The 24,293-nt window shown below is 72.8% G+C and carries 21 protein-coding genes; 4 read left to right on the plus strand and 17 right to left on the minus strand.

Features of this window, described 5'->3' with window-relative positions:
- Window positions 1–6 precede the first annotated feature (6 nt).
- The 4 genes from ACFVWU_RS04240 to ACFVWU_RS04255 form a co-directional block, all read right to left on the minus strand.
- Window positions 7–735 carry an amino acid ABC transporter ATP-binding protein gene (locus tag ACFVWU_RS04240; protein WP_387615569.1) on the minus strand — a complete coding sequence of 243 codons (729 nt, stop codon included), beginning with the start codon at window positions 733–735 and terminating at the stop codon, window positions 7–9.
- A 47-nt stretch (window positions 736–782) separates the two neighbouring features.
- Window positions 783–1,028: a lipopolysaccharide assembly protein LapA domain-containing protein gene (locus ACFVWU_RS04245; RefSeq protein WP_387615314.1), complete on the minus strand. Its 246-nt coding sequence runs from the start codon at window positions 1,026–1,028 to the stop codon at window positions 783–785.
- A 141-nt stretch (window positions 1,029–1,169) separates the two neighbouring features.
- Window positions 1,170–2,942: an ABC transporter ATP-binding protein gene (locus ACFVWU_RS04250; RefSeq protein WP_387615316.1), complete on the minus strand. Its 1,773-nt coding sequence runs from the start codon at window positions 2,940–2,942 to the stop codon at window positions 1,170–1,172.
- The gene (locus tag ACFVWU_RS04255) at window positions 2,939–4,906 is read right to left on the minus strand and encodes an ABC transporter transmembrane domain-containing protein (protein ID WP_387615319.1); all 1,968 of its coding nucleotides are present in this window, start codon (window positions 4,904–4,906) and stop codon (window positions 2,939–2,941) included. The genes ACFVWU_RS04250 and ACFVWU_RS04255 overlap by 4 nt, the downstream gene beginning before the upstream one ends.
- A 519-nt stretch (window positions 4,907–5,425) precedes the next feature.
- Here ACFVWU_RS04255 and ACFVWU_RS04260 point away from each other — a divergent pair.
- Entirely contained in the window at window positions 5,426–6,289 is an 864-nt protein-coding gene (locus tag ACFVWU_RS04260; protein ID WP_387615321.1) for an aldo/keto reductase, read from the plus strand.
- Window positions 6,290–6,483: 194 nt separating this feature from the next.
- On the opposite strand, the gene ACFVWU_RS04265 is transcribed toward ACFVWU_RS04260, so the two are convergent.
- Window positions 6,484–7,380: a MarR family winged helix-turn-helix transcriptional regulator gene (locus ACFVWU_RS04265; protein WP_387615323.1), complete on the minus strand. Its 897-nt coding sequence runs from the start codon at window positions 7,378–7,380 to the stop codon at window positions 6,484–6,486.
- A gap of 372 nt (window positions 7,381–7,752) precedes the next feature.
- Here ACFVWU_RS04265 and fabG point away from each other — a divergent pair, with 372 nt between their 5' ends.
- Window positions 7,753–8,520, plus strand: a complete 768-nt coding sequence (gene fabG, locus ACFVWU_RS04270) for a 3-oxoacyl-ACP reductase FabG (RefSeq protein WP_387615326.1) — start codon at window positions 7,753–7,755, stop codon at window positions 8,518–8,520.
- A gap of 232 nt (window positions 8,521–8,752) precedes the next feature.
- Window positions 8,753–9,538, plus strand: a complete 786-nt coding sequence (locus ACFVWU_RS04275) for a phosphatase PAP2 family protein (protein ID WP_387615329.1) — start codon at window positions 8,753–8,755, stop codon at window positions 9,536–9,538.
- A gap of 92 nt (window positions 9,539–9,630) precedes the next feature.
- On the opposite strand, the gene ACFVWU_RS04280 is transcribed toward ACFVWU_RS04275, so the two are convergent.
- Entirely contained in the window at window positions 9,631–9,849 is a 219-nt protein-coding gene (locus ACFVWU_RS04280) for an I78 family peptidase inhibitor (RefSeq protein ID WP_387615332.1), read from the minus strand.
- A 77-nt stretch (window positions 9,850–9,926) separates the two neighbouring features.
- Here ACFVWU_RS04280 and ACFVWU_RS04285 point away from each other — a divergent pair, with 77 nt between their 5' ends.
- Window positions 9,927–10,199 (plus strand): DUF6343 family protein, encoded by a 273-nt coding sequence (locus ACFVWU_RS04285; protein ID WP_387615335.1) that lies wholly within the window; start codon window positions 9,927–9,929, stop codon window positions 10,197–10,199.
- A 68-nt stretch (window positions 10,200–10,267) separates the two neighbouring features.
- Here the strand turns inward: ACFVWU_RS04285 and ACFVWU_RS04290 are convergent, their stop codons facing one another.
- The 11 genes from ACFVWU_RS04290 to ACFVWU_RS04340 form a co-directional block, all read right to left on the minus strand.
- Window positions 10,268–11,668 carry an aspartate aminotransferase family protein gene (locus ACFVWU_RS04290; RefSeq protein WP_387615338.1) on the minus strand — a complete coding sequence of 467 codons (1,401 nt, stop codon included), beginning with the start codon at window positions 11,666–11,668 and terminating at the stop codon, window positions 10,268–10,270.
- On the minus strand, window positions 11,658–13,568 hold the full coding sequence (gene dxs / locus ACFVWU_RS04295) for a 1-deoxy-D-xylulose-5-phosphate synthase (protein WP_387615341.1): 1,911 nt from the start codon (window positions 13,566–13,568) through the stop codon (window positions 11,658–11,660). Before dxs ends, ACFVWU_RS04290 begins: the two co-directional genes overlap by 11 nt.
- 100 nt (window positions 13,569–13,668) lie before the next feature.
- Window positions 13,669–14,697, minus strand: coding sequence for an adenosyl-hopene transferase HpnH (gene hpnH, locus ACFVWU_RS04300; RefSeq protein WP_387615344.1), 1,029 nt, complete (start codon window positions 14,695–14,697; stop codon window positions 13,669–13,671).
- Between the two features lie 2 nt (window positions 14,698–14,699).
- Complete coding sequence (locus tag ACFVWU_RS04305; RefSeq protein WP_387615346.1) at window positions 14,700–15,380, minus strand: 1-hydroxy-2-methyl-2-butenyl 4-diphosphate reductase; 681 nt, start codon at window positions 15,378–15,380, stop codon at window positions 14,700–14,702.
- The gene (gene shc, locus ACFVWU_RS04310; protein ID WP_387615572.1) at window positions 15,377–17,401 is read right to left on the minus strand and encodes a squalene--hopene cyclase; all 2,025 of its coding nucleotides are present in this window, start codon (window positions 17,399–17,401) and stop codon (window positions 15,377–15,379) included. The genes ACFVWU_RS04305 and shc overlap by 4 nt, the downstream gene beginning before the upstream one ends.
- 64 nt (window positions 17,402–17,465) lie before the next feature.
- Window positions 17,466–18,554, minus strand: a complete 1,089-nt coding sequence (locus ACFVWU_RS04315) for a polyprenyl synthetase family protein (RefSeq protein WP_387615575.1) — start codon at window positions 18,552–18,554, stop codon at window positions 17,466–17,468.
- Between the two features lie 182 nt (window positions 18,555–18,736).
- Entirely contained in the window at window positions 18,737–20,164 is a 1,428-nt protein-coding gene (gene hpnE / locus ACFVWU_RS04320) for a hydroxysqualene dehydroxylase HpnE (RefSeq protein WP_387615349.1), read from the minus strand.
- A gap of 154 nt (window positions 20,165–20,318) precedes the next feature.
- Window positions 20,319–21,176 (minus strand): presqualene diphosphate synthase HpnD, encoded by an 858-nt coding sequence (hpnD, locus tag ACFVWU_RS04325; protein ID WP_387615578.1) that lies wholly within the window; start codon window positions 21,174–21,176, stop codon window positions 20,319–20,321.
- A gap of 41 nt (window positions 21,177–21,217) precedes the next feature.
- Window positions 21,218–22,165, minus strand: a complete 948-nt coding sequence (gene hpnC / locus ACFVWU_RS04330) for a squalene synthase HpnC (RefSeq protein ID WP_387615353.1) — start codon at window positions 22,163–22,165, stop codon at window positions 21,218–21,220.
- Between the two features lie 303 nt (window positions 22,166–22,468).
- On the minus strand, window positions 22,469–23,278 hold the full coding sequence (locus ACFVWU_RS04335; protein ID WP_387615355.1) for an ABC transporter ATP-binding protein: 810 nt from the start codon (window positions 23,276–23,278) through the stop codon (window positions 22,469–22,471).
- Complete coding sequence (locus tag ACFVWU_RS04340) at window positions 23,271–24,212, minus strand: ABC transporter permease (protein WP_387615357.1); 942 nt, start codon at window positions 24,210–24,212, stop codon at window positions 23,271–23,273. Before ACFVWU_RS04340 ends, ACFVWU_RS04335 begins: the two co-directional genes overlap by 8 nt.
- Window positions 24,213–24,293 lie beyond the last annotated feature (81 nt).

Raw genomic sequence — 24,293 nt, forward strand, 5'->3', positions numbered from 1 at the left:
GCCGCCTCAGTGCTTCAGGATCTTGGACAGGAAGTCCCGGGCGCGCTCGCTCTTGGGGGCGCTGAAGAACTCCTCCGGGGCGCGGTCCTCGACGATCCGTCCGTCGGCCATGAACACCACCCGGTTCGCCGAGGCCCGGGCGAAGCCCATCTCGTGGGTGACCACGACCATCGTCATGCCCTCACTGGCGAGTTGGCGCATGACGTCCAGCACCTCGTTGATCATCTCGGGGTCGAGCGCCGAGGTCGGCTCGTCGAACAGCAGCGCCTTGGGGTCCATCGCCAGCGCCCGGGCGATCGCCACCCGCTGCTGCTGGCCGCCGGAGAGCTGGGCCGGGTACTTGTCGGCGTGCGCCGCGAGGCCGACCCGCTCCAGCAGCGAGCGGGACTTGGCGTCCGCCTCGGCCTTGGGACGGCCACGGACCTTGATCTGGGCGAGCGAGACGTTCTGCAGCACGGTCTTGTGCGCGAACAGGTTGAAGGACTGGAACACCATGCCGACCTCGGCACGCAGCTTGGCCAGGCCCTTGCCCTCCTCGGGCAGCGGCTGGCCGTCGATCACGATGGTGCCGCGCTCGATCGACTCCAGCCGGTTGATCGCCCGGCAGAGCGTGGACTTGCCGGAGCCGGAGGGGCCGATCACCACGACGACCTCGCCGCGGCCGACCGTCAGCTCGATGTCCTGCAGCACGTGCAGGTCCCCGAAGTGCTTGTCGACCCCGTGCAGCTCGATCAGCGGCGTGAAGGCCGAGGAGCCGGTCGGGGCCGTCCCGGGAGCGGTGGTCACCGGCCGCGCCGTCCCTTCATCAGCCAGCCCAGCACGGCGCCGGCGACCAGTGTGGCCAGCAGCGTGATCCAGAGCGGCGCGGTGACGGTGAACACCCAGAACTGGATCTTGACCTTGTCGAGGTTGGCGAACAGGAACCACACCGCCAGGATCACGATGGCGCCGATCCCGATGTACCGCATGGGGATCCCGCCGATCTCGCTGCGCTGGGGGCGGGACGAGCCGTCTGAAATCTTGGTCACCGGAGCAGTCTGCTGGCCGGGGCGGCGACTTGCCCGGTTACGCGCCCTTATGGGCAAGGGAGTAACCCGCACGGGGCAATCCGACCCCGTGCGGGTTTACCGATCTACGTCTTCTGGAGCGCGTTGAACTCCCCCCGGCCGCTACCGCTCGTCCCGCCAGGAGCGCCACAGCGCCGCGTACGGGCCGCCGACCGCGACCAGTTCCGGGTGGCTGCCGTACTCGGTGATCCGCCCGCCCTCGACCACGGCGATCACGTCCGCGTCGTGCGCGGTGTGCAGCCGGTGGGCGATGGCGATGACCGTCCGGCCCTCCAGCACCCGGGAGAGCGAGCGCTCCAGGTGCCGGGCGGCACGCGGGTCCAGCAGCGAGGTGGCCTCGTCCAGCACCAGGGTGTGCGGGTCGGCCAGCACCAGTCGGGCCAGGGCCAGTTGCTGGGCCTGCGGCGGGGTCAGGGAGGTGCCGCCGGAGCCGACCTCGGTGTCCAGCCCGTCCGGCAGGGCGTCCACCCAGGCCCCGGCGTCCACCGCGTCCAGCGCGGCCCGCAGTTCGGTGTCGTCCGCCTCGGGCGCGGCCAGCCGCAGGTTGTCCCGCAGGGTGCCGACGAACACGTGGTGCTCCTGGTTCACCAACGCGACCTCCGCGCGGACCCGCTCGGCCGGCATCCTGGACAGCGCGGCCCCGCCGAGGGTGACGCTGCCCCGGCCGGGCGCGTAGATGCCGGCCAGCAGCCGCCCGAGGGTGGACTTGCCCGCCCCCGACGGGCCGACCAGCGCGACCCGGCTGCCCGGGACGACGTCCAGGCTGATCCCGTGCAGGACGTCGGCGCCCTCGCGGTAGCCGAAGCGGACGTCCCGGGCCTCGACCCGGCGGCCGTCCGGCCGGACGGACTCGTCCTCCTCGTGCTCCGGCACCTCGTGCACACCGACCAGCCGCGCCAGCGAAGCCTGCCCGATCTGCAGTTCGTCGTACCAGCGCAGGATCAGATCGACCGGGCCGATGAGCATCTGCGTGTACAGCACGCCGGTGGTCAACTGGCCGACGGTCAGCCAGCCCTTGAGAGTGAACAGCCCGCCGACCATCAGGGTGGTGAGCACCGCCGAGGTGTAGACCGCGTCGATGGTCGGGAACCAGACCGAGCGCAGCCACAGGGTGTACCGCTCCCAGGCCAGCCACTCGCGCAGCTTGCGGTCGGTCAGCCGGACACGCTGCTCGCCCAGCCGCAGTGCCTCCACCGTCCGCCCGGCGTCCACCGTCTCGGCCAGCACGTTGCTCACCGCGGCGTACCCGGCCGACTCGTTGCGGTAGGACTGCGGCGCGCGCCGGAAGTACCAGCGGGAGCTGACCAGCAGCAGCGGCAGACCGACCAACGAGGTCAGCGCGAGCAGCGGCGAGGTGACCAGCAGGGCGCCGAGCACCAGCAGCAACGACACGACGGCGACGGCGAGTTCGGGCACAGCCTCGCGCACCGACTTGTCCAGCCGGTCGATGTCGGTGGTGCCCCGGGAGACCAGGTCCCCGGTGCCGGCCCGCTCCAGCACACCGGTGGGCAGCGCGACCGAGCGGACCAGGAAGTCCTCCCGCAGGTCGGCCAGCACCCGTTCACCGAGGACGGCGCCACGCATCCGCGACCAGCCGGTGAACGCGGACTGCACCGCCAGCGCCAGCAGGTACCAGCCGACCGCCACCGCGATGGTGGCCCCTGCCGTGCCGGTGGCCAGCGACTCGACCAGGCTGCCGAGCACCCAGGGCCCGACCAGCCCGGCCAGGGTGGCCATCGAGTGCAGCGCCACCACCCCGGCGAACCCGCCCCGGTGCCGCGCCGCGAGCAGCCGCAGGTACCCACGCACGGCGGCCGGGGATCCGACCGGCAGGGTGGTGACCGGCCCCTGCTCCTGATGGACGGGGGGCTTCATGACGTACTCCTCACGTGCGGTACCGGACAGTTGACGCGGGCGGTCGCACCGACTCCGTGACCCGCCCGCTCGTCTCCCGGCGCCTCCGGTCCGGTGCCGACGCTCTTCGCTCCGGCGCTCCCTCCTCCGTCGGTCGCCGGTCGCTCCTCGCTCTCGGCACCGGCGCGCCCTTCGACTCGGGGCGGGACCGGGGCGCTCTCCTCGTCCCGGGTGACCACGGCCCGGTACGCCGGCTCGGTGCACATCAGCTCGCGGTGCCGCCCGGCCGCGACCGCCCGGCCGCCCTGCAGCAGCACCACCCGATCGGCCTGGTCGAGCAGCAACGGGCTGGTCGCGAACACCACGGTGGTGCGCCCCGCCCGGGTGTCCCGCAGCCCGGTGGCGATCCGGGACTCGGTGTGGGCGTCCACCGCGCTGGTGGGCTCGTCCAGCACCAGGACCGGCGGGTCCGCCAGCAGCGCGCGGGCCAGGGCCAACCGCTGGCGCTGCCCCCCGGAGAGCGAGCGCCCCCGCTCGGTGACGCGGGCGAGCATCGGGTCGCCCGCGCAGTCCGGCGAGCCGTCCGCCAGTGCCTCCAGCACGTCCTCGCAGCGGGCCGCGGCCAGCGCCTCGGCCGCCGGGACCCGGCCCGAGGAGGGGATGTCCAACAGCTCGGCGAGGGTGCCCGAGAGCAGCACCGGCTCCTTGTCGTGGACCAGCACCGCCGCCCGGGCCTCGGCCAGCGGCACCGTGTCCAGCTCCGTGCCGCCGAGCCGGACGGAGGGCAGCGGGTCCTCGCCGTCGGCCGACGGCCCCTCCCCCTCGGCCGACGGGACGTGCCCGCCGAGCCGCTCGGCGAGCGCCCCGGCGAAGTCCGGGTCCCCGCAGACCACCGCGGTCAGCTCACCGGCCCGGGCGGTCAGCCCGGTCGCCGGGTCGTGCAGGTCGGCCTTGCCGGGCCGGGTCAGCGCGGCCCCGGCCGCTCCACTGGTCCGATTGAGCGAGAGCACCCGCACGGCCCGCCCGGCGGAGACCCGGGCGACGCTCCAGGCGTGCGCCGCCTCACCGAGGATCCGCAGCGGCGCGGCCAGGAAGGCGGTCGCGCCGTACACCGCGATCAGGGTGCCGACGGCGAGCTCGCCGGAGGCCGCCAGCCGGGCGCCGTACCATGTCACCCCGACCACGAACAGGCCCGGCAGCAGGACCTGTTGGGCCTGCATCAGCGACCAGACCCGGGCCGAGCGCACCGCGGCCGACCGGACCTTCTGGGAGGCCGCCCGGTACCGCTCCAGGAACAGCTCCTCGCCGCCGATGCCGCGCAGCACCCGCAGCCCGGCGACCGTGTCGGCGGCCAGCTCGGTGGCCTTGCCGCCGAGCTCGCGCTGCTTCTCGTAGCGCCGCTCGAACGGCCCGATCAGCGGCCAGACCGAGGCGGCCAGCACCGGGACGCCGAGCAGCACCCCGATCCCGAGCACCGGTTCGACCACCAGCACCACCGAGCTGACGGCCAGCCAGACGATCACCGCGGCCCGGACCCGGGCGACCAGCTCGACGTACCAGCCGATCCGCTCGACGTCCCCGCTGCCGACCGCGACCACCTCGCCGGTGGCGATCCGCCGGGACAGCCCTGCCCCCAGGCGGGAGGCCTGCCGGGCGACCAACTGTCGTACGTGGCAGGCGGCGTGGATCCAGTTCCAGACCGCCTGCCGGTGCAGCAGCACGGCGCCGAGCGCGGCGGCCGCGGACAGCAGCAGTCCGAGCGCGCCGGCCCGCCAGATCCCGGCGGCGTCGCCGTCCACGGCGGCCTGCACGCCGCGCCCGAGCGCTATCGGCATCGCGGCCTGGGCGCCCATCTCCAGCAGCGCCCAGCAGGTGGCGAGCACCTGCCCGCGCCGCTGGGCGCGCTGCAGCCAGCGCAGGAAGGCCAGGGGTGAGGAGAGGTCGGGACTGCCGGGGTCGGCCAGCGGCAGGGGGGTGAGCAGCATGGCACTCCGATGCGGAAGGTGCGGAGGTACGGGGGCGCGAGGGTGCGGGCGCGTGCAAAAAGCCGCGAGGGCGCACAGGCACGGACCTGACGGAACGGGCGAAGGACGCGCGGCGCAGCGGCGCGGCGACGTCGACACGTCCGGGGGGGAGAGGCCGGACGGACAAGGGTTGGGCACGAAGGGCCCGGATCTCAGGAGGTCATGTCAGCGAGCCTGCCAAGCCCGATGTGATCCACGCAACAGGTTTTTCGCCGCCCCCGATCCCGACACCCGCCCCCGGCCCGTCGAGGACCCACTGACGACCCACTGACGACCCGCTGACGACCCGCTGACGGCCCGCTGGCGCCCCCGCTGACGACCCGGCACCGGCGCGCCGCCGCCCGCCGCGGACGGCCCGGGCGCACGCCACGCCGTCGTAAAGCTTCGCCAAAGATTCGCCCGACCGGCGGGAACAATCGCCTCGGGGCGCCAGTTGGCCCCACTGGAACCAGCAACCACCAGGAGAGGTCCCCCCTTCCCGTGAGCAACATCCCCAGCGTCACCCTGAACGACGGCGCTTCCATCCCCCAGCTCGGCTTCGGCGTGTGGCAGGTCCCGGACGGCGAGGCCACCGCCGCCGTCCGCACCGCGATCGAGGCGGGCTACCGCTCCATCGACACCGCGGCGATCTACGAGAACGAGGCCGGCACGGGCGCCGCGATCGCCGAGGCCCTGGCGGGCGGCGTCGCCCGCGAGGACCTCTACATCACCACCAAGCTGTGGAACTCGGGCACCCGGGACTGGTCCGGCGAGCAGGGCCGGGACGCGGTGCTGCGCGAGTTCGACGCCTCGCTGGCCAAGCTGGGCCTCGACTACATCGACCTGTACCTGATCCACTGGCCGCGCCCGATGCACGGCAGCTACCTGAACGTCTGGAAGGCCCTGGAACAGCTGAAGGCGGACGGCCGGGTCAAGTCGATCGGCGTCTCGAACTTCGGCGCCGAGCAGCTGACCCGGGTGCTGGACGAGGCCTCGGTCGTCCCGGTGCTGAACCAGGTCGAGCTGCACCCGTACTTCCCGCAGGAGGAGCTGCGCGCCTTCCACGCCCAGCACGGCATCGCCACCGAGGCGTGGAGCCCGCTGGGCCAGGGCGGTGAGCTGCTGGCCGAGCCGACGCTGGTGAAGATCGCCGAGAAGCACGGCCGTACGGTCGCGCAGGTGGTGCTCCGCTGGCACCTGCAGAGCGGCGTGATCGCCATCCCGAAGTCGGTCACCCCGTCCCGCATCCGGGAGAACCTGGACGTCACCGGCTTCGAGCTGGACGCCGAGGACCTCACGGCGATCGCCTCCGTCGCCACCGGCAAGCGGATCGGCCCGGACCCGCAGGGGTTCGACTGGAACTGACGCCCGACGCGGGGGCGCCGGCAGCCACGGCGCGGCGCCCCCGCCGGGGAGAACACTGGCCGACGGCCAGTCATATCGAAGTACCGCCCATCCCGATCAGGGAGGGCGGTACTTCGGCGTGCCCGGATTCACCGACGGCCGCAGATCTCAGACGCCTTGGCGAATCGTTTTGGCTGGTCTTACACAGGCTTTGCCTAGAGCCTGGCGGCCTTGGCGATGAGCGCGAGCGCGACCTCGTGCTCCTCCTCCGCCAGCGGCGCGAGCAGCAGCCGCTGAACCTCGGCCACCCCGGCGGCCGAGCGGTGCAGCAGGTCCTGGCCCGCCGGCGAGAGCGAGAGCAGGTTGCGGCGACCGTCCGAGGGGTCGCGCCGACGCTGCACCAGACCGCGGCGCACCAGCCGGCTGACCATCTCGGCCATCGTGGCCTTGTCCAGCGAGGCCAGCTCACCGACCGTGCGCTGGTCCGCGCCCGGCTCCAGCTCCAGCGCGTCCAGCACGGCGTACTGCGGGGCCGTCAGCTCCGCGCCGACGTGCTCCGACCAGAGCTTGGTGTGCACCTGCTGGCCGACCCTGATCAGGTAGCCGATCGCCCGCTGGGCGTCCAGTATCGGCCGCGCGTCCGAGAACACGGCGACCGCGGCGGGCTCCAGCCTGGCTATCTTGGCCATCACCCGGACGACCTCGACCTGCTCGTCCGGGGTGAGCGGCTCGAACAGCACCCGCTGCACGCGGACCACACCACCGGTGGCCTCGCGCACCGCCTGGGCGCCGCTCTGCGAGAGCGCGAGCAGCTTGCGCCGGCCGTCGGCCGGGTCGCGCCTTCGCAGCACGAGGCCGCGGCGGACCAGCCGCGCGACCATCTCCGCCATCGTGGCCTTGTCGAGCGAGGCACGCTCGCCGACCGTGCGCTGGTCCGCGCCCGGTTCGAGGGCGAGCACCAGCAGGACCGCGAACTGCGGAGCCGTGAGATCGGCTCCGACATGCTCGGACCACAGCCGGGTGTGGACCTGCTGCGCAACGCGAATGAGGTGTCCGGGCGACTGCTGCAGTCGCGCCGACACGCGGGTTGTCGGGATCTCCCCCAGCACCATGTATCCGTCCCGATGTCACACCCGGTGTGTGTGGGACACCCGGGTGGGGCAGTAACGGCGAGTGGGCGTCCAGCTATGAGGGAGGGCGCTCCAGCCGTGCAGCCGGTGGCTGCTGGCGGACACTATACAAACGGCGGGCCCTTGCTGGCAGGCAGGGGCGGATAGTAGACGCAGGTTCGGCAACATTGGCATATTTACGCGCCGCCAAGCCCTTGCGGTAACCCGTTCTCAGCAGAAAGCCGACCGGTCGGTCCTTACCGACCGTCACCTGCGCCTCTCCACCCTGGCCGCACCCCCTACCCGCCGGTAGGGTGTGGGCACCCTCTCCGGGGGCACTCCCCCGGAGGCATCCCGAGAGAGACGAGAGCGCGCATGACCGAGCAGAGCACCGCCACCCGGGTCGCCGTCGTCACCGGCGCCGCCCGCGGCCTGGGCGCCGCCACCGCCGTCCGGCTGGCCGCCGACGGCTACGCGGTCGCCGTCCTGGACCTGGACGAGACCGCCGGCAAGGACACCGTCGACCGGATCACCGCCGCCGGCGGCCGGGCGCTGGCCGTCGGCGCCGACGTCTCGGACGCCGAGCAGGTCCAGGCGGCCGTCGACCGCGTGGTCGCCGAGCTCGGCGCCCCGGTCGTGCTGGTCAACAACGCGGGCGTGCTCCGCGACAACCTCCTCTTCAAGATGTCCGAGTCCGACTGGGACACGGTCATGAACGTCCACCTGCGCGGCGCCTTCCTGATGACCCGCGCAGTGCAGAAGCACATGGTCGACGCCGGTTTCGGGCGCATCGTCAACCTGTCCTCCTCGTCGGCCCAGGGCAACCGCGGCCAGGCCAACTACTCCGCCGCCAAGGCCGGACTCCAGGGCTTCACCAAGACTTTGGCCATCGAGCTGGGCAAGTTCGGCATCACCGCCAACGCGGTCGCCCCCGGCTTCATCGCCACCGACATGACAGCGGCCACCGCGGCCCGGGTCGGCATGGACTTCGAAGACTTCAAGCGGGCCGCCGCCTCTCAGATCCCGGTCCAGCGGGTCGGCGAGCCCGAGGATGTCGCCCACACCATCTCCTTCCTCGCCAGCGAGGGCGCCGGCTTCGTCTCCGGACAGGTGATCTACGTGGCGGGCGGCCCCCTCGACTGAGCACGGAACCTACACAGGGTTACCACGGAGCGGGAGGCCGTCCGGACCGGCCGCCCGCTCCGCTTTCTTTACCGGGGCTTTTGGAGAATCATTCGAAGACCACACTGGTTTTCGATCCCGGAATACCGGAAATCACTCCCCGGGCCACCTCGCGGACGACCTAATTGTCGATTTCGCGGGAAGATGACAATTCCCTCCGAAATAGCCCCGGTCGGGTGGGTAAGGTCACCCCGTGCAATCCAGAAGTACCGCCGCCCGCATTCCGCGACAGGAGTCGGAACGCCGCACCGCCGACCACCGGGAGCTCCGGACTCCCGACCGCGCCCCCGAGGGGGTGACCCCCGGGAGCGGCGAGCTCGGCTGGCCTCCGATGAGCCGCCGCCGGGCCGCCCTGCTCGCCGCCACCTGCGGCGTCTACCTGCTGGTGCTGGCCGGAGTCCTGCTCAACACCGACCTGGTCGACCTCGACTGGTCGGTCCGCCTGCTCCGCCCCTACGACCGGTGGCCCAGCCTGGAGCCGCTGCTCGCCACCTGGGTGGTCGCCGGGCAGCGCGGGCCCAGCGCCATCGCCGCCTTCGTCTGGCTCACCTGGCGCGCCCACCGCCTCGGGCGGCTGCGCCCGCTGCTGGTCATGGGCGTCGCGCTGCTGCTGCTCAACATCACGGTCGGCGCGGTCAAGATCGTCACCGGACGGCTCGGGCCGCACTACGCCCAGTACGTCGGCTCGCCCGAGCTCTTCTCCGGCGGCACCATCTTCCCCTCCGGGCACACCGCCAACGCCGTGGTCACCTGGGGCGTGCTCGCCTACCTCGCGGTCCGCTGGCGGCGCACCGGGGCGCTGATCGCCGCCGCCACCGCCTGCTCGATCGGCCTGACCACGGTCTACCTGGGCACCCACTGGGTCAGCGACGTGCTGGCCGGCTGGGCCGCCGGGCTGCTGGTGCTGCTCTCACTGCCGCTGCTGGAACCGCTGGTCGCCGCCGCCGAACAACGCCTCCACCGCCGGTTCGCCCGCTGACCCCGACGGCCACCCCCGGCCCGCGCACACCCGCACCCCGCCCGCCCGAATCCGCGCACACCGAACCGCGCACGCCCCGCCCACCGGAAGCGCTACCCCTCCCAGCTGCGCTCGACCACGCCGTCCCGCACCGCGAGGTTGAGCCGACCCTCCCGGTACTCCATGGTGATCATCTGCCCGGGCTCCAGCACCCGGACCGAGGCCCAGCCGTGCCGCCGGGCCAACTCCCGGGCGCGCTCGATCCGCAGCCCCGCGTACCCCTCGGTGTCCTCCCCCATCGCGCCCGCCCCCGCGTTGTCCGACCCCGTCATCGCGCCTCCCCCGGCTCGCCCCTCGGACGTACGCTGGAATCGTAGCCCGCACCCGCGCGGCCCGGAGGTGACCGGCCATGCGCACCACGACCCCGCGACGGTGGCGCAGCGGAACCGAGCCGTCCACCGCCCGCAGCGACCTCAAGCTCCGGTACCTGCTCTCGCTCACCTTCACCCCGCTGTTCGCACTGAGCACCGTGGGCTTCGCCGTCTGGGCGGCCCTCTCCCCCGCCGACGGCGCTCCCAGCCGGGGCACCCTCACCGGATTCGCCGTCGCCCTCGGCCTGCTCACCCTGTTCGCCGCCGTCGATCTCGTGGTGGTCATCCGGCGCCGCCGGACCGAGCTCTGACGCGGTGTCTCCCACGGAGTGGGCAGCCGGCCCGGCCGACTGCCCACTTCCGGCACGGGGACGGGCTGTCAGCGGTTACCGACCGCCTGCTTCACCAGCGTCCGCCCGAAGTCCCACATCAGGCCGTTCCCCCGGTGCGCCTCGTCCATGATCTCGGTGAAGGCGTCCACGAACCGGTCCACGTCCCGATCGGTGATGATCAGCGGCGGGATCAGTTTGATCACTTCCAGGTGGTCTCCGGACACCTGGGTCAGGATCCGGTGCCGCTGCAGCAGCGGGACGACCACCATCTGCGCGAACAGCCCCTTGCGCGCAGCCTGCAGGGCGGTCCACCCGGTGCGCAGCTTCAGCGACTTGGGCCGGCCGAACTCGATGCCGATCATCAGCCCGCGGCCGCGCACCTCGGCGAGCAGCTCGTACTCGTCGGCCAGCGCGGCCAGCCGCTCGCGGAACCGGTCGCCGACCTGCCGGGCGTTCTCCACCACCTTCTCGTCGCGCATCACCTCCAGGGTCGCCAGCCCCGCCGCCATCGCCTGGGCGTTGGACCCGAAGCTGGCCGAGTGCACCAGCACCCGGTCCATCGAGGAGTACACCTTCTCGAAGATCCAGCCCTTGCCGAGCGTCGCCCCGACCGGCACGTATCCGCCGGAGAGCGCCTTGGCGACGCACACCAGGTCGGGCAGCACGCCCTCCTCGCTCTGGTAGGCGAAGAACTCGCCGGTGCGGCCGATCCCGGTCTGCACCTCGTCGCAGATCAGCAACGCCCTGTGCTCGTGCAGCAGCGCCTGGGCGGCGCGCAGCCAGCCGGGCGGCGGCGCCTGGACGCCCTTGCCCTGGATCGGCTCGACGATCAGCGCCGCGACGTCGCCGCGCTTCAGCTCCTTGGCCAGCGCGCCGATGTCGCCGAGCGGGATGGCGGTGTCCGGCAGCAGCGGGTCGAAGCCCTTGCGGAAGCCGCTCTCCCCGTTGACCGAGAGCGAGCCGGTGGTCAGCCCGTGGAAGGCGTGGTCGGCGTAGAGGATCCGCTTGCGTCCGGTGACGTAGCGGGCGAACTTGAGCGCGGTCTCCACCGCCTCGGTGCCGCTGTTGCCGAAGAACACCCGGTCCAGCCCCGGCGCGTACGACAGCAGCCGCTCGGCCAGCAGTCCGGGCAGCGGCGAGCAGTCGAAGCGGACCAGGTCCGGCAGGTCCAGGTCCATCACCTGCTGGATCGCCGAGCGCACCACCGGGTGGTGCCGGCCGAGCGCGAAGATGCCGAAGCCGGCCAGCATGTCGAGGTACTCGTTGCCCTCGGCGTCGTAGAAGTACTGGCCTTCGGCGCGCTCGTAGTACTTGTCGAAGCCGATGGTGTGGAGCATCCGCGGCAGCTGCGGGTTGAGGTAGCGGCTGTGCAACTCGTAGCGCTCACCGCCGCGTTCGGCGACGAGGGCGGCGAGGTCGAAAGCGGGGCGGTCTGGGTCAACCGGCATGGCGCGGATTCGCTCCTCGGGTCGGTAGCAGGTTCTTGGCGAAGACGGCGGTCTGGGCCGCGACCCCGGTGCCGGTCAGGCCGGTCTCCTCCAGGATCTCCCCGCGCGCCGCGTGGCCGAGGAACTCCTGCGGCAGGCCCAGCACCCGCACCGGGACGTCCACGTCGGCGTCGCGCAGCGCCTGCGAGACGGCCGAACCGACGCCGCCGATCCGGCCGTTGTCCTCGACGGTGACCACCAGCTGGTGGGCGGCGGCGAGTTCGGGCAGCGCCGGGTCCACCGGCTTGACCCAGCGCGGGTCGACCACGGTCGCGGTGAAGCCCTCGGCGAGCAGCAGCCGGGCGGCGTCCAGGCAGGCCGAGGCGGTGGTGCCGACGGCGACCAGCAGGATCTCCGGCACCGCGCCGGTGCGCAGCAGCACGTCCATCCCGCCGATCCGTTCGATCGCCGCGACGGCGGGCCCGACGTTCCCCTTGGGGAAGCGCACCACGGTGGGGGCGTCCTCGACCGCGACGGCCTCGCGCAGCTGGGCCCGCAGCTGGTCGGCGTCGCGCGGGGCGGCCAGCCGCAGTCCGGGGACGACCTGGAGGATCGACATGTCCCACATGCCGTTGTGCGAGGCGCCGTCCGGACCGGTCACCCCGGAGCGGTCGAGCACGAAGGTGACGCCCAGCCGGTGCAGGGCGACGTCCATCAGCACCTGGTCGAAGGCCCGGTTGAGGAAGGTCGAGTACACCGCGACCACCGGGTGCAGCCCGCCGGTGGCCAGGCCCGCCGCGCTGGTGACGGCGTGCTGCTCGGCGATCCCGACGTCGAAGGTCCGGTCCGGGTAGGCCTTGGCGAACGGTCCCAGCCCGACCGGCTGGAGCATCGCGGCGGTGATCGCCACCAGCTCGGGCCGCTCGGCGCCGAGCTCGACCAGCTCCGCGCCGAACACGGAGGTCCAGGAGACCCCGGCGCTGGGCGAGATCGGCAGGCAGGTGTACGGGTCGATCGGGTTGACGGCGTGGAAGCGGTCGGCCTCGTCCTGCTCGGCCGGCAGGTAGCCGCGCCCCTTGACGGTCAGGCAGTGCACGATGACCGGGCCCCCGAAGTTGCGGGCCTGGCGCAGCGCCTGTTCGACCGCGCCCAGGTCGTGGCCGTCGATGGGCCCGAGGTACTTGAGCCCGAGGTCCTCGAACATGCCCTGCGGCGCGAAGGCGTCCTTGAACCCCTTCTTGGCGCCGTGCAGCGCGTCGAAGATCGGCTGGCCGACCAGCGGGGTGCGCTGCAGCGCCTCCTTGCCGAGGGCGAGGAAGCGCTCGTAGCCCTGGGTGGTGCGCAGGGTGGCCAGGTGGTTGGCCAGGCCGCCGATGGTCCTGGCGTAGGAGCGCTCGTTGTCGTTGACGACGATGACCACCGGCCGGTCACGCGCCTCGGCGATGTTGTTGAGCGCCTCCCAGGCGAGTCCGCCGGTGAGCGCGCCGTCGCCGATCACCGCGACGGTGTGCCGGTCGTGCTGGCCGAGCAGCCGGGCCGCCTTGGCCAGCCCGTCGGCGTAGGAGAGCGCGGTGGAGGCGTGCGAGTTCTCCACCAGGTCGTGTTCGGACTCCGCCCGCGAGGGGTAGCCGGACAGCCCGCCCTTCGTCCGCAGTTTCGAGAAGTCCTGGCGGCCGGTGAGCAGTTTGTGGACGTAGCTCTGGTGCCCGGTGTCGAAGACGATCCGGTCGTACGGCGAGTCGAAGACCCGGTGCAGCGCGATGGTCAGCTCCACCACGCCGAGGTTGGGCCCGAGGTGGCCGCCGGTGCGGGTGACGGCGTCGATCAGGAAGTCGCGGATCTCGTCGGCGAGCAGCGGGAGTTCGGACGCGGGCAGCTTGCGCAGCTCGGCCGGGGATGTGACGCGGGAGAGCAGTGACATGGGTACACCTCACGACTCGATGCGGTGCGGTGGTGACTGCGCCCGAGGGGCGGGGCCGGCCCGGGCGCCGCGGCCCGGGCCGGACTGAGCACGACCGGGCTCAGTGCCCGCGGTTGGCGCTGACGGTCTCGGTGATGGCGCGCAGCGACTGCTGGAGCGAGCCCATCGTCGCGAGGACGGCGGTCGGCTCGTAGCCGCAGTGGGCCATGCAGTTCTCGCAGCGCGGATCCTTGCCGCGGCCGTACTTGCTCCAGTCGGTCTTCTCGACCAGCTCGCGGTAGGTCGGCACGTAGCCGTCGGCCATCAGGTAGCAGGGCCGCTGCCAGCCGAACAGCGAGTAGTTGGGGATGCCCCAGGGGGTGCACTCGAAGTCGGCCTTGCCCTCCAGGAAGTCCAGGAAGAGCGGGCTGTGGTTGAGCCGCCAGCGCTGGCGGTTTCCGCCGGCGAAGGCCTTGCGGAACAGCTCGCGGGTCTGCTCGACGCCGAGGAAGTGCTCCTGGTCGGGGGCCTTCTCGTAGGCGTAGGCCGGGGAGATCATCATCTCGTCCACCTTCAACTCGTCGTTGAGGTAGTCGAGTACGTCGATGACCGTCTGCGCCGTGTCGGTGTTGAAGAAGGTGCTGTTGGTGGTGACCCGGAAGCCGCGCCGCTTGGCCTCCTTGATCGCGGCCACCGCCTCGTCGAAGGTGCCCTCCTTGGCCACCGACTCGTCGTGCCGCTCACGCAGGCCGTCGATGTGCACGGCGAAGGTGAAGTACGGCGACGGCTTGAACTTGTCGATCTTCTTGCGCAGCAGCAGCGCGTTGGTGCAGAGGAAGACGTACTTGCGGCGCTCCACCAGTTGTCGGACGATCTCGTCGATCTGCGGGTGCATCAGCGGCTCGCCGCCGGCGATCGAGACCATCGGGGCACCCGACTCCAGGACCGCGCCGACCGCCTGCGCGACGGGCATCCGCTGCTTGAGGACGCCCGCCGGGTGCTGGATCTTGCCGCAGCCCTCGCAGGCGAGGTTGCACGCGAACAGCGGTTCCAGCTCGACGATCAGCGGGAACTTGTCCCGGCGCTTGAGCAGCTTCTGCTGCAGCAGGTAGGTGCCGACCCGCACGGTCTGGCGCAACGGCATGGCCATGGCTAGCTCGCCTCCTGGGGGAGCGTCGAGGATGTGGGGTGGTTCAGGTGTGCGGAGCCGGTCCCGGGCTCCTGTCGGTACCAGTCGACCAGGGCGGGTACCGTCGCCCTCAGGGTCCGCCAGGCGCGCACCCCGGCCGGCAGGGTGCCGGGCCGCAGCAGCTCGTGCTCGGGGGTGTCCACCACCACCCGCAGGACGGCGACGGGCAGCACCGGGCGCACCTCCCGCACCGCGGACAGGACGGCGGCGGCCTCCATGTCGACGGCGAGCGCGCCCTGCAGGTGCAGCGCGCGCCGCTCGATGCCGCGCACCACGTGGTCGGCGGTGTGGTGCACCCCGGTGTGCGCGGTCAGCCCGTGTTCCTTGAGCGCCCGGGCCAGCTCCGGACCGGAGTCGACCGGGTACAGGTGGCCCTCGGCGTCGCGCACGCCGTCGGCGGCCACCACGTCGCCCGACGCCACGCCCGGGCCGACGGCGGCGCCGAATCCGGCCACCACGACGGCGCCGTAGCCGCCCGGGGCGGAGCTGAGCACCCGTCGGACGGCCAGCCCGGCGCGCCGCCGGCCGACCCCGGTGCGCACCAGCACCGGGGGGCCGCCGGCGGCGCCGCGCCAGTCACCGCCGCGCAGGGCCCAGACCTCGGGGCCCAGTGCGCAGAGCACCAGCAGGGGGGCGGTGGTCACCGCGCCGCCCCGATCGCCGGGGTACCGCTCGGCTTCGCCATGCCGGGAGCGCCGTTGAGGTAGCGGCCGAGCGCGGTGACCGGGAAGACCAGCCGGTACAGGTGGTAGTTGATGGAGAAGTCCCACGGAAACCCGGTGCCGGTGAACTGCGGTTCGTCCCAGGTGCCCTCGGGCAGCTGGGTGCGCACCAGCCAGTCCACGCCGCGTTCCACCGACGGGTTGGCCCGGCCGTCCGGGCCCTCACCGGCCGCGAGCAGCGCCATCAGCGCCCACGCGGTCTGCGAGGCGGTGGAGTCGCCCCGCCCGGCCCAGCGCTCCGGGTCGTCGTAGGAGCGCATGTCCTCGCCCCAGCCGCCGTCGGCGTTCTGCCGGTCCTCCAACCAGCGCACCGCCCGGCGGATCGCCGGGTGCTCGTCCGGGACGCCGGCCGCGACCAGGGCGGGCAGCACCGAGCCGGTGCCGTAGATGTAGTTGGTGCCCCAGCGGCCGAACCAGGAGCCGTCCGCCTCCTGGTTGCGCAGCAGCCACTCGATGCCGCGCCGGGTCCGCGGGTCCCGGGCGCGGCCGGTCTCGGCGAGCATCTCCACGACGTGGGCGGTGACGTCGGCGGACGGCGGGTCAACCACCTCGCCGAAGTCGCAGAACGGCAGCTTGTTGGGTAGCAGGCTGGTGTTGTCGACGTCGAAGGCGCCCCAGGCGCCGTTCTTGGACTGCATGCCGAGGTTCCAGAGCACGCCCCGGTCCACCGCCGCGTCGACCTTGGCCTGGTCGGGGTGGGCGACCCGGCGCAGCGCGAGCACCACCTCGGCGGTGTCGTCGATGTCGGGGTAGGTGTCGTTCTCGAACTCGAAGGCCCAGCCGCCGGCCGGCAGCCCGGGCCGCTGGACGGACCAGTCGCCGCGCTTGCGGATCTCCTCGCCGAGCATCCAGTCGACGGCGGAGACCAGCGCCGGGTGGTCGGCCGGCACCCCGGCGTCGACCAGCGCGATGGTGGCCAGGCAGGTGTCCCAGACCGGGGACTGGCAGGCCTCCATCCAGCGCATGCCGTCCTCGGTGTGCACGGTGAAGCGGTCGAACGAGGAGAGCCCGGCCTTCATCACCGGGTGCTCCAGCTCGTAGCCCTCCAGGTGGAGGGCGATCAGCGAGTAGACGGCCGGGGGCTGGATGCCGCCCCAGCAGCCGTCGGCCTCCTGCCGCTCGACGATCCAGCGGCAGGCCTGGGAGACGGCGAGCCGGCGAAGCGGCCGGAAGGCCCGACGGTGGTAGGCGTGCAGCGCCTTGTCGAGGCGCTCGAACAGACCGTCCCAGCTGGTGGCGGGGGCGAGCGGCCGGTCGGGGTACGGGTGGTCCGGGTCGGTGTGCAGCTCGGTGAGCTGGAACGGGGCCGGACGAACCGGGCGGTGGGCCGAGACGACGGTCAGCGGGACGATGGTCTGGCGGGCCCAGCAGCCGAAGGCGTAGATGTTCAGCGGCAGCCACTTGGGCAGGAAGATGATCTCCGGCGGCATCTCCGGCAGCCGTTCCCAGGGCCACCAGCCGAAGAGCGCGAGCCAGATCCGGGTGAACACCCGGGCGGCCGCGATGCCCCCGGCGGAGCGGACGTAGCGCGCGGCGGCCAGCATGTGCGGGGCGTTCGGGTCGTCGCCGGCGAGTTTGAGGGCGACGTACGCCTCGACCGTGGTGGAGAGTTCGGGCGGCCCGCCGTGGAAGGTGGCCCAGGTGCCGTCCTCCCGCTGCTGCGAGCGGATCCACTCGGCGGTGGCCCGGGTCTGCTCCTCGGTCCTGATGCCCAGGAACTGGCGGAGCAGTAAGTCCTCGGCGTCCATGGTGACGTTGGTCTCCAGGTCGCCCTTCCACCAGCCCTCGGAGGACTGCAGCGAGAGCAGGTGGGTGGTCGCGCGCGCCAGGGCCTCGCGCGCGTCGGCGGGCCGGAGTTCCGCCTCACCGGCCGGCCGGAGCCGGTCGGTGTCCTCGGGCTGCCACCGCCCCGCACCCAGCAGGGTCGGGGGGCGGTCGCCCACCGCGACCGGCTCGGAATCGTACTCAGGGTCGAGCCGGCCGTCCGCGGTTGCTGTCAACGTAACGTCACCTCTCTCGTACCACCACGAATTCGGCGAGTGCGACGAAGTGCTCGCGCACCGCGTCGGACATGGGCACCTCGTCCAGGGCGGCGAGGGCAGTCGTGTGCTGGCGGCGGGCCTCCTCCTGGGTCCAGGCCCGGCCGCCGGCCTCCTCGATCAGCGCGGCCCGGGCGGCGAGCTCGGGCTCGCTCTCCAGGCCCCGGCCCTTCGGATCCGCCAGCTCCTCGGCCAGCCGGCGCGAGGCCTGGCCGCCCTCGGCCAGTGCGGCGGCGACCGGCAGGGACTTCTTGCGCTGGCGCAGGTCGCCCCAGTGCGGCTTGCCGGTGACCTCGGTGGCGCCCCAGATGCCGAGCAGGTCGTCCACCGCCTGGAAGGCCAGCCCCAGGTGGTGGCCGTAGCGCTGGAGCGCGTCGGACACCTTGTCGTCGGCCCCGGCCAGCACCGCGCCGATCGCCGAGGCTGCGGCCAGCAGCGCCGCCGTCTTGCCGCCCTCCATCTCCAGGCACTCGGCGACGGTGACGCTGTCGCGCTGCTCGAAGGCGACGTCCATGGCCTGGCCGTCGATCAGCCGGCGGGTCGCGGTGGTGAGCAGCCGGACGGCACGCGCGGCGTCGGCGGGGCTCGTGCCGCCGGTCGCCGCGGCGTCGAGCAGCACCTCCGTGCCGAGCGTGGCCAGGGCGTCGCCGACCAGGATCGCCTGGGCCGGCCCGAAGACCGTCCAGGCGGTGGCCCGGTGCCGCCGGGTCTCGTCACCGTCCATCAGATCATCATGAAGGAGGGAGAAGTTGTGCACCAGCTCAACGGCGACCCCACCGGGCACACCCACCTCGGGCGCCGCACCGGTGGCCTGGGCGGAGAGCAGCGCCAGCGCCGGACGCACCGCCTTGCCGCTGTCCCCCTCCACCGGGGTGCCGTCCCGGTCGATCCAGCCGAAGTGGTAGGCCGCGACGGTGTCCATCGGTGCGGCCAAACGGGCGACGGCAGCCCGGAGCGGCGGGGTGCAGAGCGTACGGCTGCGGGCGAGCAGCTCCGGCACCGAGACCGGTTCGGCGTGCGCCGTGCCTCCGACGGCGAAGCCGGTGCGTGACTCCACGTGCGTTCCCTCTCCCTCGTGGTGCCGGACCGCACGGGGCGGCCGGGTGCTGTCGGTGCGGCTGGTGCCGATGGTGGTGCCGAAGCGAACGGTGTCGGTGCGGCCGATCGGGCCGATCGGGCCGATGCGGCCGACAGTACGCCCGTCGGCTCTGGCGGGCTCTCCGGCAGAGGGGCCCGCCGTCACCTGGGCCACCTCCCGTCGCCCCGGTCCACCGGCACCCGGACGCCGGCCGCGGCGAGCGCGGCGTCGGCGGCGGCGTGGCCGCTGCGCACGGCGCCCTCCATGGTCGCGGGCCAGCCGGTGGCGGTCCACGAGCCGGCCAGCAGCAGGCCGGGGACGGCCGTCGCGGCCGACGGGCGCAGCGCGGCGGTGCCCGGGGCGCCGTCGAAGGTGGCGGTGCGCTCCCGGGTGACGAAGAAGTCCAGCACCTCGGCCCCGGCCGCGGCCGGCAGCAGCCGGGCCAGCTCGGGCAGGTAGCGGCGGCGCAGCTCGGCCACCGGCAGGTCGATCTCGTCCTGGACGGCGGACTGCGAGAGCGCCAGGTACTGGGCGCCCGGGTGGGCTCGGCCGATCGAGGTGCCGGCCAGGCCGGAGTGGGTGGTGCGGTCGAAGACCCACTGGACCGGGGAGTCGAGCGCGGCGAAGAAGGGCCGGCGCAGCACCTTGCGGTCGTAGACCACGTGCACGTTGAGGATCGGCGCGGTGCCGAAGTCGGCCAGCCGCTCGGTCACGGCGCCCGGCGGCAGCAGGGCGGCCGCGCTGTCCTGGGCCCCGGCCAGCACGACGGTGTCGGCGGCGAGCAGTTCCCCGCCCTCCAGCCGGACGGCGTGCTGGGGCGCGGCCGGCTTGAGTTCCGCGACCCGGGCGCGCAGCAGCACCTTCACGCCGGCGCGTTCCAGTTCGGCGAGCGCCCGGTCGTGGTGGATCGCGCCGAGCGGGACGGCCGCGATGCCGATGTCGGCGGCGCCCGGGTCGGAGAGCAGACCGGTCTTGAACACCTTGGCGGCGAGCGCCAGCGACACCTGGTCGGCCCGGGCGTTCAGCGTGGCGACGCCGACCAGGTCCCACAGCGCGGCCGTGGTGGCGGCGTTCTGCCCGTTGCGGCGCAGCCACTCGCCGAAGGAGAGCCGGTCCAGCGCCGGGTCGTCGAGGTCCAGGCCCTTGAGGGCGAGCGCGCCGCGGACCACCCGGGCGCGGTCGGCCGGCGACAGGTGCGGGTAGCGGGCGAGGCTGCCGGCCAGGTGCAGCGGGACGGGCAGGCCGGCCCGGCGCAGTCGGCCCAGGGTGCGCACGGGGGCCGCGTCGGGGCCGGTGGCGGAGAGCACCGGGACGTCCAGGCGGTCCTGCAGGTGGGTCATCCGGGTGGCGCCGAGGCGCTCCAGCAGGCCGCGGTAGGCGGTGCAGCAGCGCAGGTAGACGTGCTGGCCGTTGTCGACGGTCAGCTCGCCGCGCTGGAAGGAGAAGGCCAGGCCGCCGAGCCGGGGCCGCCCCTCCGCGAGCGTGACCTCGTGGCCGGCCTCGGCCAGCCGCAGCGCGGAGGTGATCCCGGCCAGGCCACCGCCGACCACGACGGCGGCCGGGCGCGCGGCATCGGCTCGCCCGGTCATCGGACCTCCCCCTCGAAGTCGCTGGACCGCGCGGCGGCGGTCGCAGTGGCCGGCACGCCGGCGGTCGGCGCCGCTGTGGTCCACACGGTCGTGGTCAGCACGGATCTACCCGGTGATTCCCCGCTGACACAGCGTGACAGAACTGTGACGAGAATCAAGAACGCCCCCCGGCGAGCCCGGAAAGCGCCACGTACGCCTTCTCCCAGCCCGGCAGCGAGACCCGGCCGCGCAGCACCGACTCCGGGTCGGCGGCGATCCGGCCGAGCAGCCGGTGGTAGATCCCCGCCATCGCGGCGGTGCAGGCGCGACTGCGACGGTCGAGCATCGGCAGCAGCCGCAGGCCCTCCTCGAAGGCGGCCTGGGCGCGGGCGGCCTCGAAGGCCACCAGGCCGGTGAAGTCGGCGCCGACCGGCGGCTTGGGCAGCGCGAAGCCCTGCTCGCAGCCGAACCGGACCAGGTCCTCGGCGGGCAGGTAGGTGCGGCCGTTCAGGGCGTCCTCGCGCAGGTCGCGCAGGATGTTGGTGAGCTGCAGGGCCAACCCGAGGGTGTCCGCGTACCGCGCCCCGAGCTCGGGGTCGTCGCAGCCGTACACGCCCAGCGAGAGCCGGCCGATCGCGCCGGCCACGCAGCGGCAGTAGACCTTCAGCTCCTCGTAGGTCTGGTACTCGGCGCCCTTGAGGTCCATCTCGACGCCGTCGATCAGCTCGTCGAAGCCGCCGAGCGGGATCGGGAAGCGCCGGGCGGCGTCGGCCAGGGCCACCTTGATCGGATCGGTGTCGTCCTCGGCGACCGCCCCGGTGCGGACCTCGTCCACCAGCTCCCGGGTGCGCAGCAGCGCCTCGGCCTTGCGGTCGTCCGGGAGGTCGCCGTCGCCGATGTCGTCCACCCGGCGGGCCAGGGCGTACAGGGCCGACATGGCCAGCCGCTTGGGCTCGGGCAACAGCCGGATGCCGTAGCTGAAGTTGCGCGCCTGCATCCCGGTGACTGCCTCGCAGTACCGGTACGCCGCCATGACCTGGGCCGACGCCAGTGGTGATGCCGCCACTCGGGCGTTCACCTTCCCTTCGCGAAGATGGCCGCCGCCTTCGCTGCGAGGCGGCGCTTGTCCGGCTTCGCCTGCTGGGCGAGTACGTCGTACCCGGCGTCCTCGATGGCCGCCAGGGCCGCGTAGCCGCCGGCGGTGAATCCCGCCAGGAGCAGTCGAAGCCTCCCCCGAACCGTACCTACCAATGGTGCGCCGCGGTCGAGCAGGGTGCGGGCTCGTTCGGCCTCGAACGCGATCAGTTCCCGCACCGCTCCGTTCGCGCTGGGGGCGGCGAGCTCCTCCTCGGAGACGCCGAAGCGCTCCAGGTCCTCGGTGGGGAGGTAGATCCGGCCGTGGGAGAGGTCCTCGGCGACGTCCTGCAGGTGTTCGACGACCTGGAGGGCGGTGCAGATCGCGTCGGAGAGGGCGATCCGCTCGGGGGTGGAAACGCCCGCGATGGCGAGCACCAGGCGGCCGACCGGGTCCGCGGAGAGCGTGCAGTAGCCGACCAGGTCGTCGTAGGTGGCGTAGCGGGCGGTGGTCTGGTCCACCCGGTTGGCCTCGATCAGACGGCGGAACGGCTCGGGGGTGAGGGCGCGCCGGTCGACCAGCGGGACCAGCGCCCGCATCAGCGGGTGGCGGGGCCGGTCGGCGCCGCCGGGGCGCAGGGCGGTCTCGAAGACCCGGTCGAGGTCGTGCTCCAGTCCGTCGAGCAGGGCGAGCCGGAAGGCGACCTCCGCCGGGCTCGGCGGGCCGGACTGGTCCGAAGGGGTGGCGGGGGGCCGCTGCTCGATCCCGAGCAGGGTGGCGGTGGCGGCCGGGTCGGCCAGGTCCCCGTCGCCGGCGTCGTCGACCAGCCGGGCGAAGCCGTAGACCCTCATCAGGTCGTCCCGCCAGGCCGCGGGCACGAAGAACGGGGCGACCGGGAAGTTCTCCGCACCCGCCTTCTCCAGGGTCTGTCCCACGGAGGGGTTCACCGGCGTATCTCTGGGCTGGGCCGAAGCCGACACTGCAGTCACTCCCCCGTTCTACACCGCTGGGTATCACCGGTCCGACTCGGACACGCGTCCGAGCGCGGGCGTCACGCACGACACACCGCCCCCGCACCTACAGCCTGACACCACGGGCCGCGCCCGAGAAGAGCGCCCCGCCCGCGCACGGGGGCGCTCACCCCCGCGGCGGCGGGCCACCCGGGGTACCGGCGGCCGCATGCCGAAGGGCCGGCCCCGGAATGCTCCGGGGCCGGCCCTTCACAGCCGGGGGTTCCGCCCTACCGCGGGTTACGGGCGCTCGCCGCGCTCGTAGCGGCCGACGACCTCGTCGGTCGGGCCGTCCATGACCAGCTCGCCGGCCTCGATCCAGATGGTCCGCTCGCAGACCTCGCGGATCGAGTTGTTGTCGTGGCTGACCAGGAAGACCGTACCGGCGGACCCGCGCAGCTCGTCGATGCGCTTCTTGCTGCGCTGCTGGAAGGCCTGGTCACCGGTGGCCAGCGCCTCGTCGATCAGCAACACGTCGTGGGTCTTGGCGGCGGCGATCGAGAACCGCAGCCGGGCGCCCATGCCGGACGAGTAGGTGCGCATCGGCAGGGAGATGAAGTCGCCCTTGTCGTTGATCCCGGAGAAGTCGACGATGTCCTGGTAGCGCGCCTTCACCTGGGCCGGGGTCATGCCCATCGCCAGGCAGCCCAGGATGACGTTGCGCTCACCGCTGAGCTCGTTCATCAGGGCCGCGTTGACGCCCAGCAGCGAGGGCTGGCCGTTGGTGTAGATGCCGCCCTTCTCGGTCGGCAGCAGGCCCGCGATGGCGGCCAGCATGGTCGACTTGCCGGAGCCGTTGGAGCCGATCAGGCCGACGGCCTCGCCCTTGTACGCGGTGAAGCTGATGCCCTTCACCGCGTGCACCTCGCGCACGCCGGCGGCGCGCTTGCGGCTGATGATGCGGCTCAGCGCCGAGGTGGCGCTGCCCTTGCCGGAGCCGGCGCCGTGCACCTTGTAGACGATGTGCACGTCGTCGACGACGACGGTGGGCTCGCGGGTCACGTTCGCGGCCGGGACGGCGTCGCGCTTGCTCAGGTCGGTGTCAGCCACGGCCGTACTCCTCCTCGGCCTTCCAGAAGAAGACGTATCCGATGACGAACATGCCGACGCCCCAGGCCAGACCGTACGTCCACTGGTGCGGCGGGATGGTCTGGTGCGCGGGCAGGTGCTTGTTGTAGATGATCGGCGCGAAGGCGTGCCGGAGCAGGTCCATGTAGACCGAGGCCGGGTTGAGGGCCATGATCGTCTGGATGTAGTGCGGCCAGGTCGAGACCTTGTCCTGGATGCTGAACATCACACCGGACAGGAACATCCAGGCGCGCATCACGAACGGGATCAGCTGGGAGATGTCACTGGTCTTGGAGCCGATCCGGGCGAAGATCAGCGAGACGCCGGTGTTGAACAGGGTCTGCAGGAACAGCGCCGGGAGGATCAGCAGCCAGGTCTTGCCGGGGGTGATGCCGGCCGCCAGCACGGTGATGACCAGCACGATCATCGAGATCAGCAGCTGCTGGAGCTGGATCACGGTGAAGGCGATCGGCAGGCTGGCGCGCGGGAAGTGCAGCGCGCGGATCAGGCCGAGGTTGTCCGAGATCGCCCGGGTACCGGACTGCACCGCGTTCTGGGTGAACTGGAAGATGAAGACGCCGATGCAGAGCCAGGCGATGTAGGTGTTCGGCGGGAAGTTGTCCTTGCTCTTCAGGATCACGCCGAAGACCAGGTAGAACACACCGCAGTTGAGCAGCGGGGTCACGACCTGCCAGAGCTGGCCCAGCTTGGCGTCGGTGTACTGGGCCACCAGGCGGGCGGTGGCGAAGGCCCAGACGAAGTGGCGCCGGGCCCAGAGCTGCTTGGTGTACGAGAACAGGCCCGGCCGCGCGCCGCTCACCGACAGACCGTACTTGTCCGCAAGCTGCTTGGGGGTCAGGCCCGCGTCCGCCCCCCTGGGGGCTGAGAGGCTGACGGGTTCACTCACTGTCGACACATTCGTCCTTCACGCGGGATCGGTCGGGGCGGCCGGTCGGCGGGGGTCCGCCGGCCTTGCGCCGATGGGGATCCACTGGGA

Origin of the sequence: Kitasatospora sp. NPDC058190 (assembly GCF_042883685.1) — a bacterium.
Lineage (GTDB): Bacteria > Actinomycetota > Actinomycetes > Streptomycetales > Streptomycetaceae > Kitasatospora.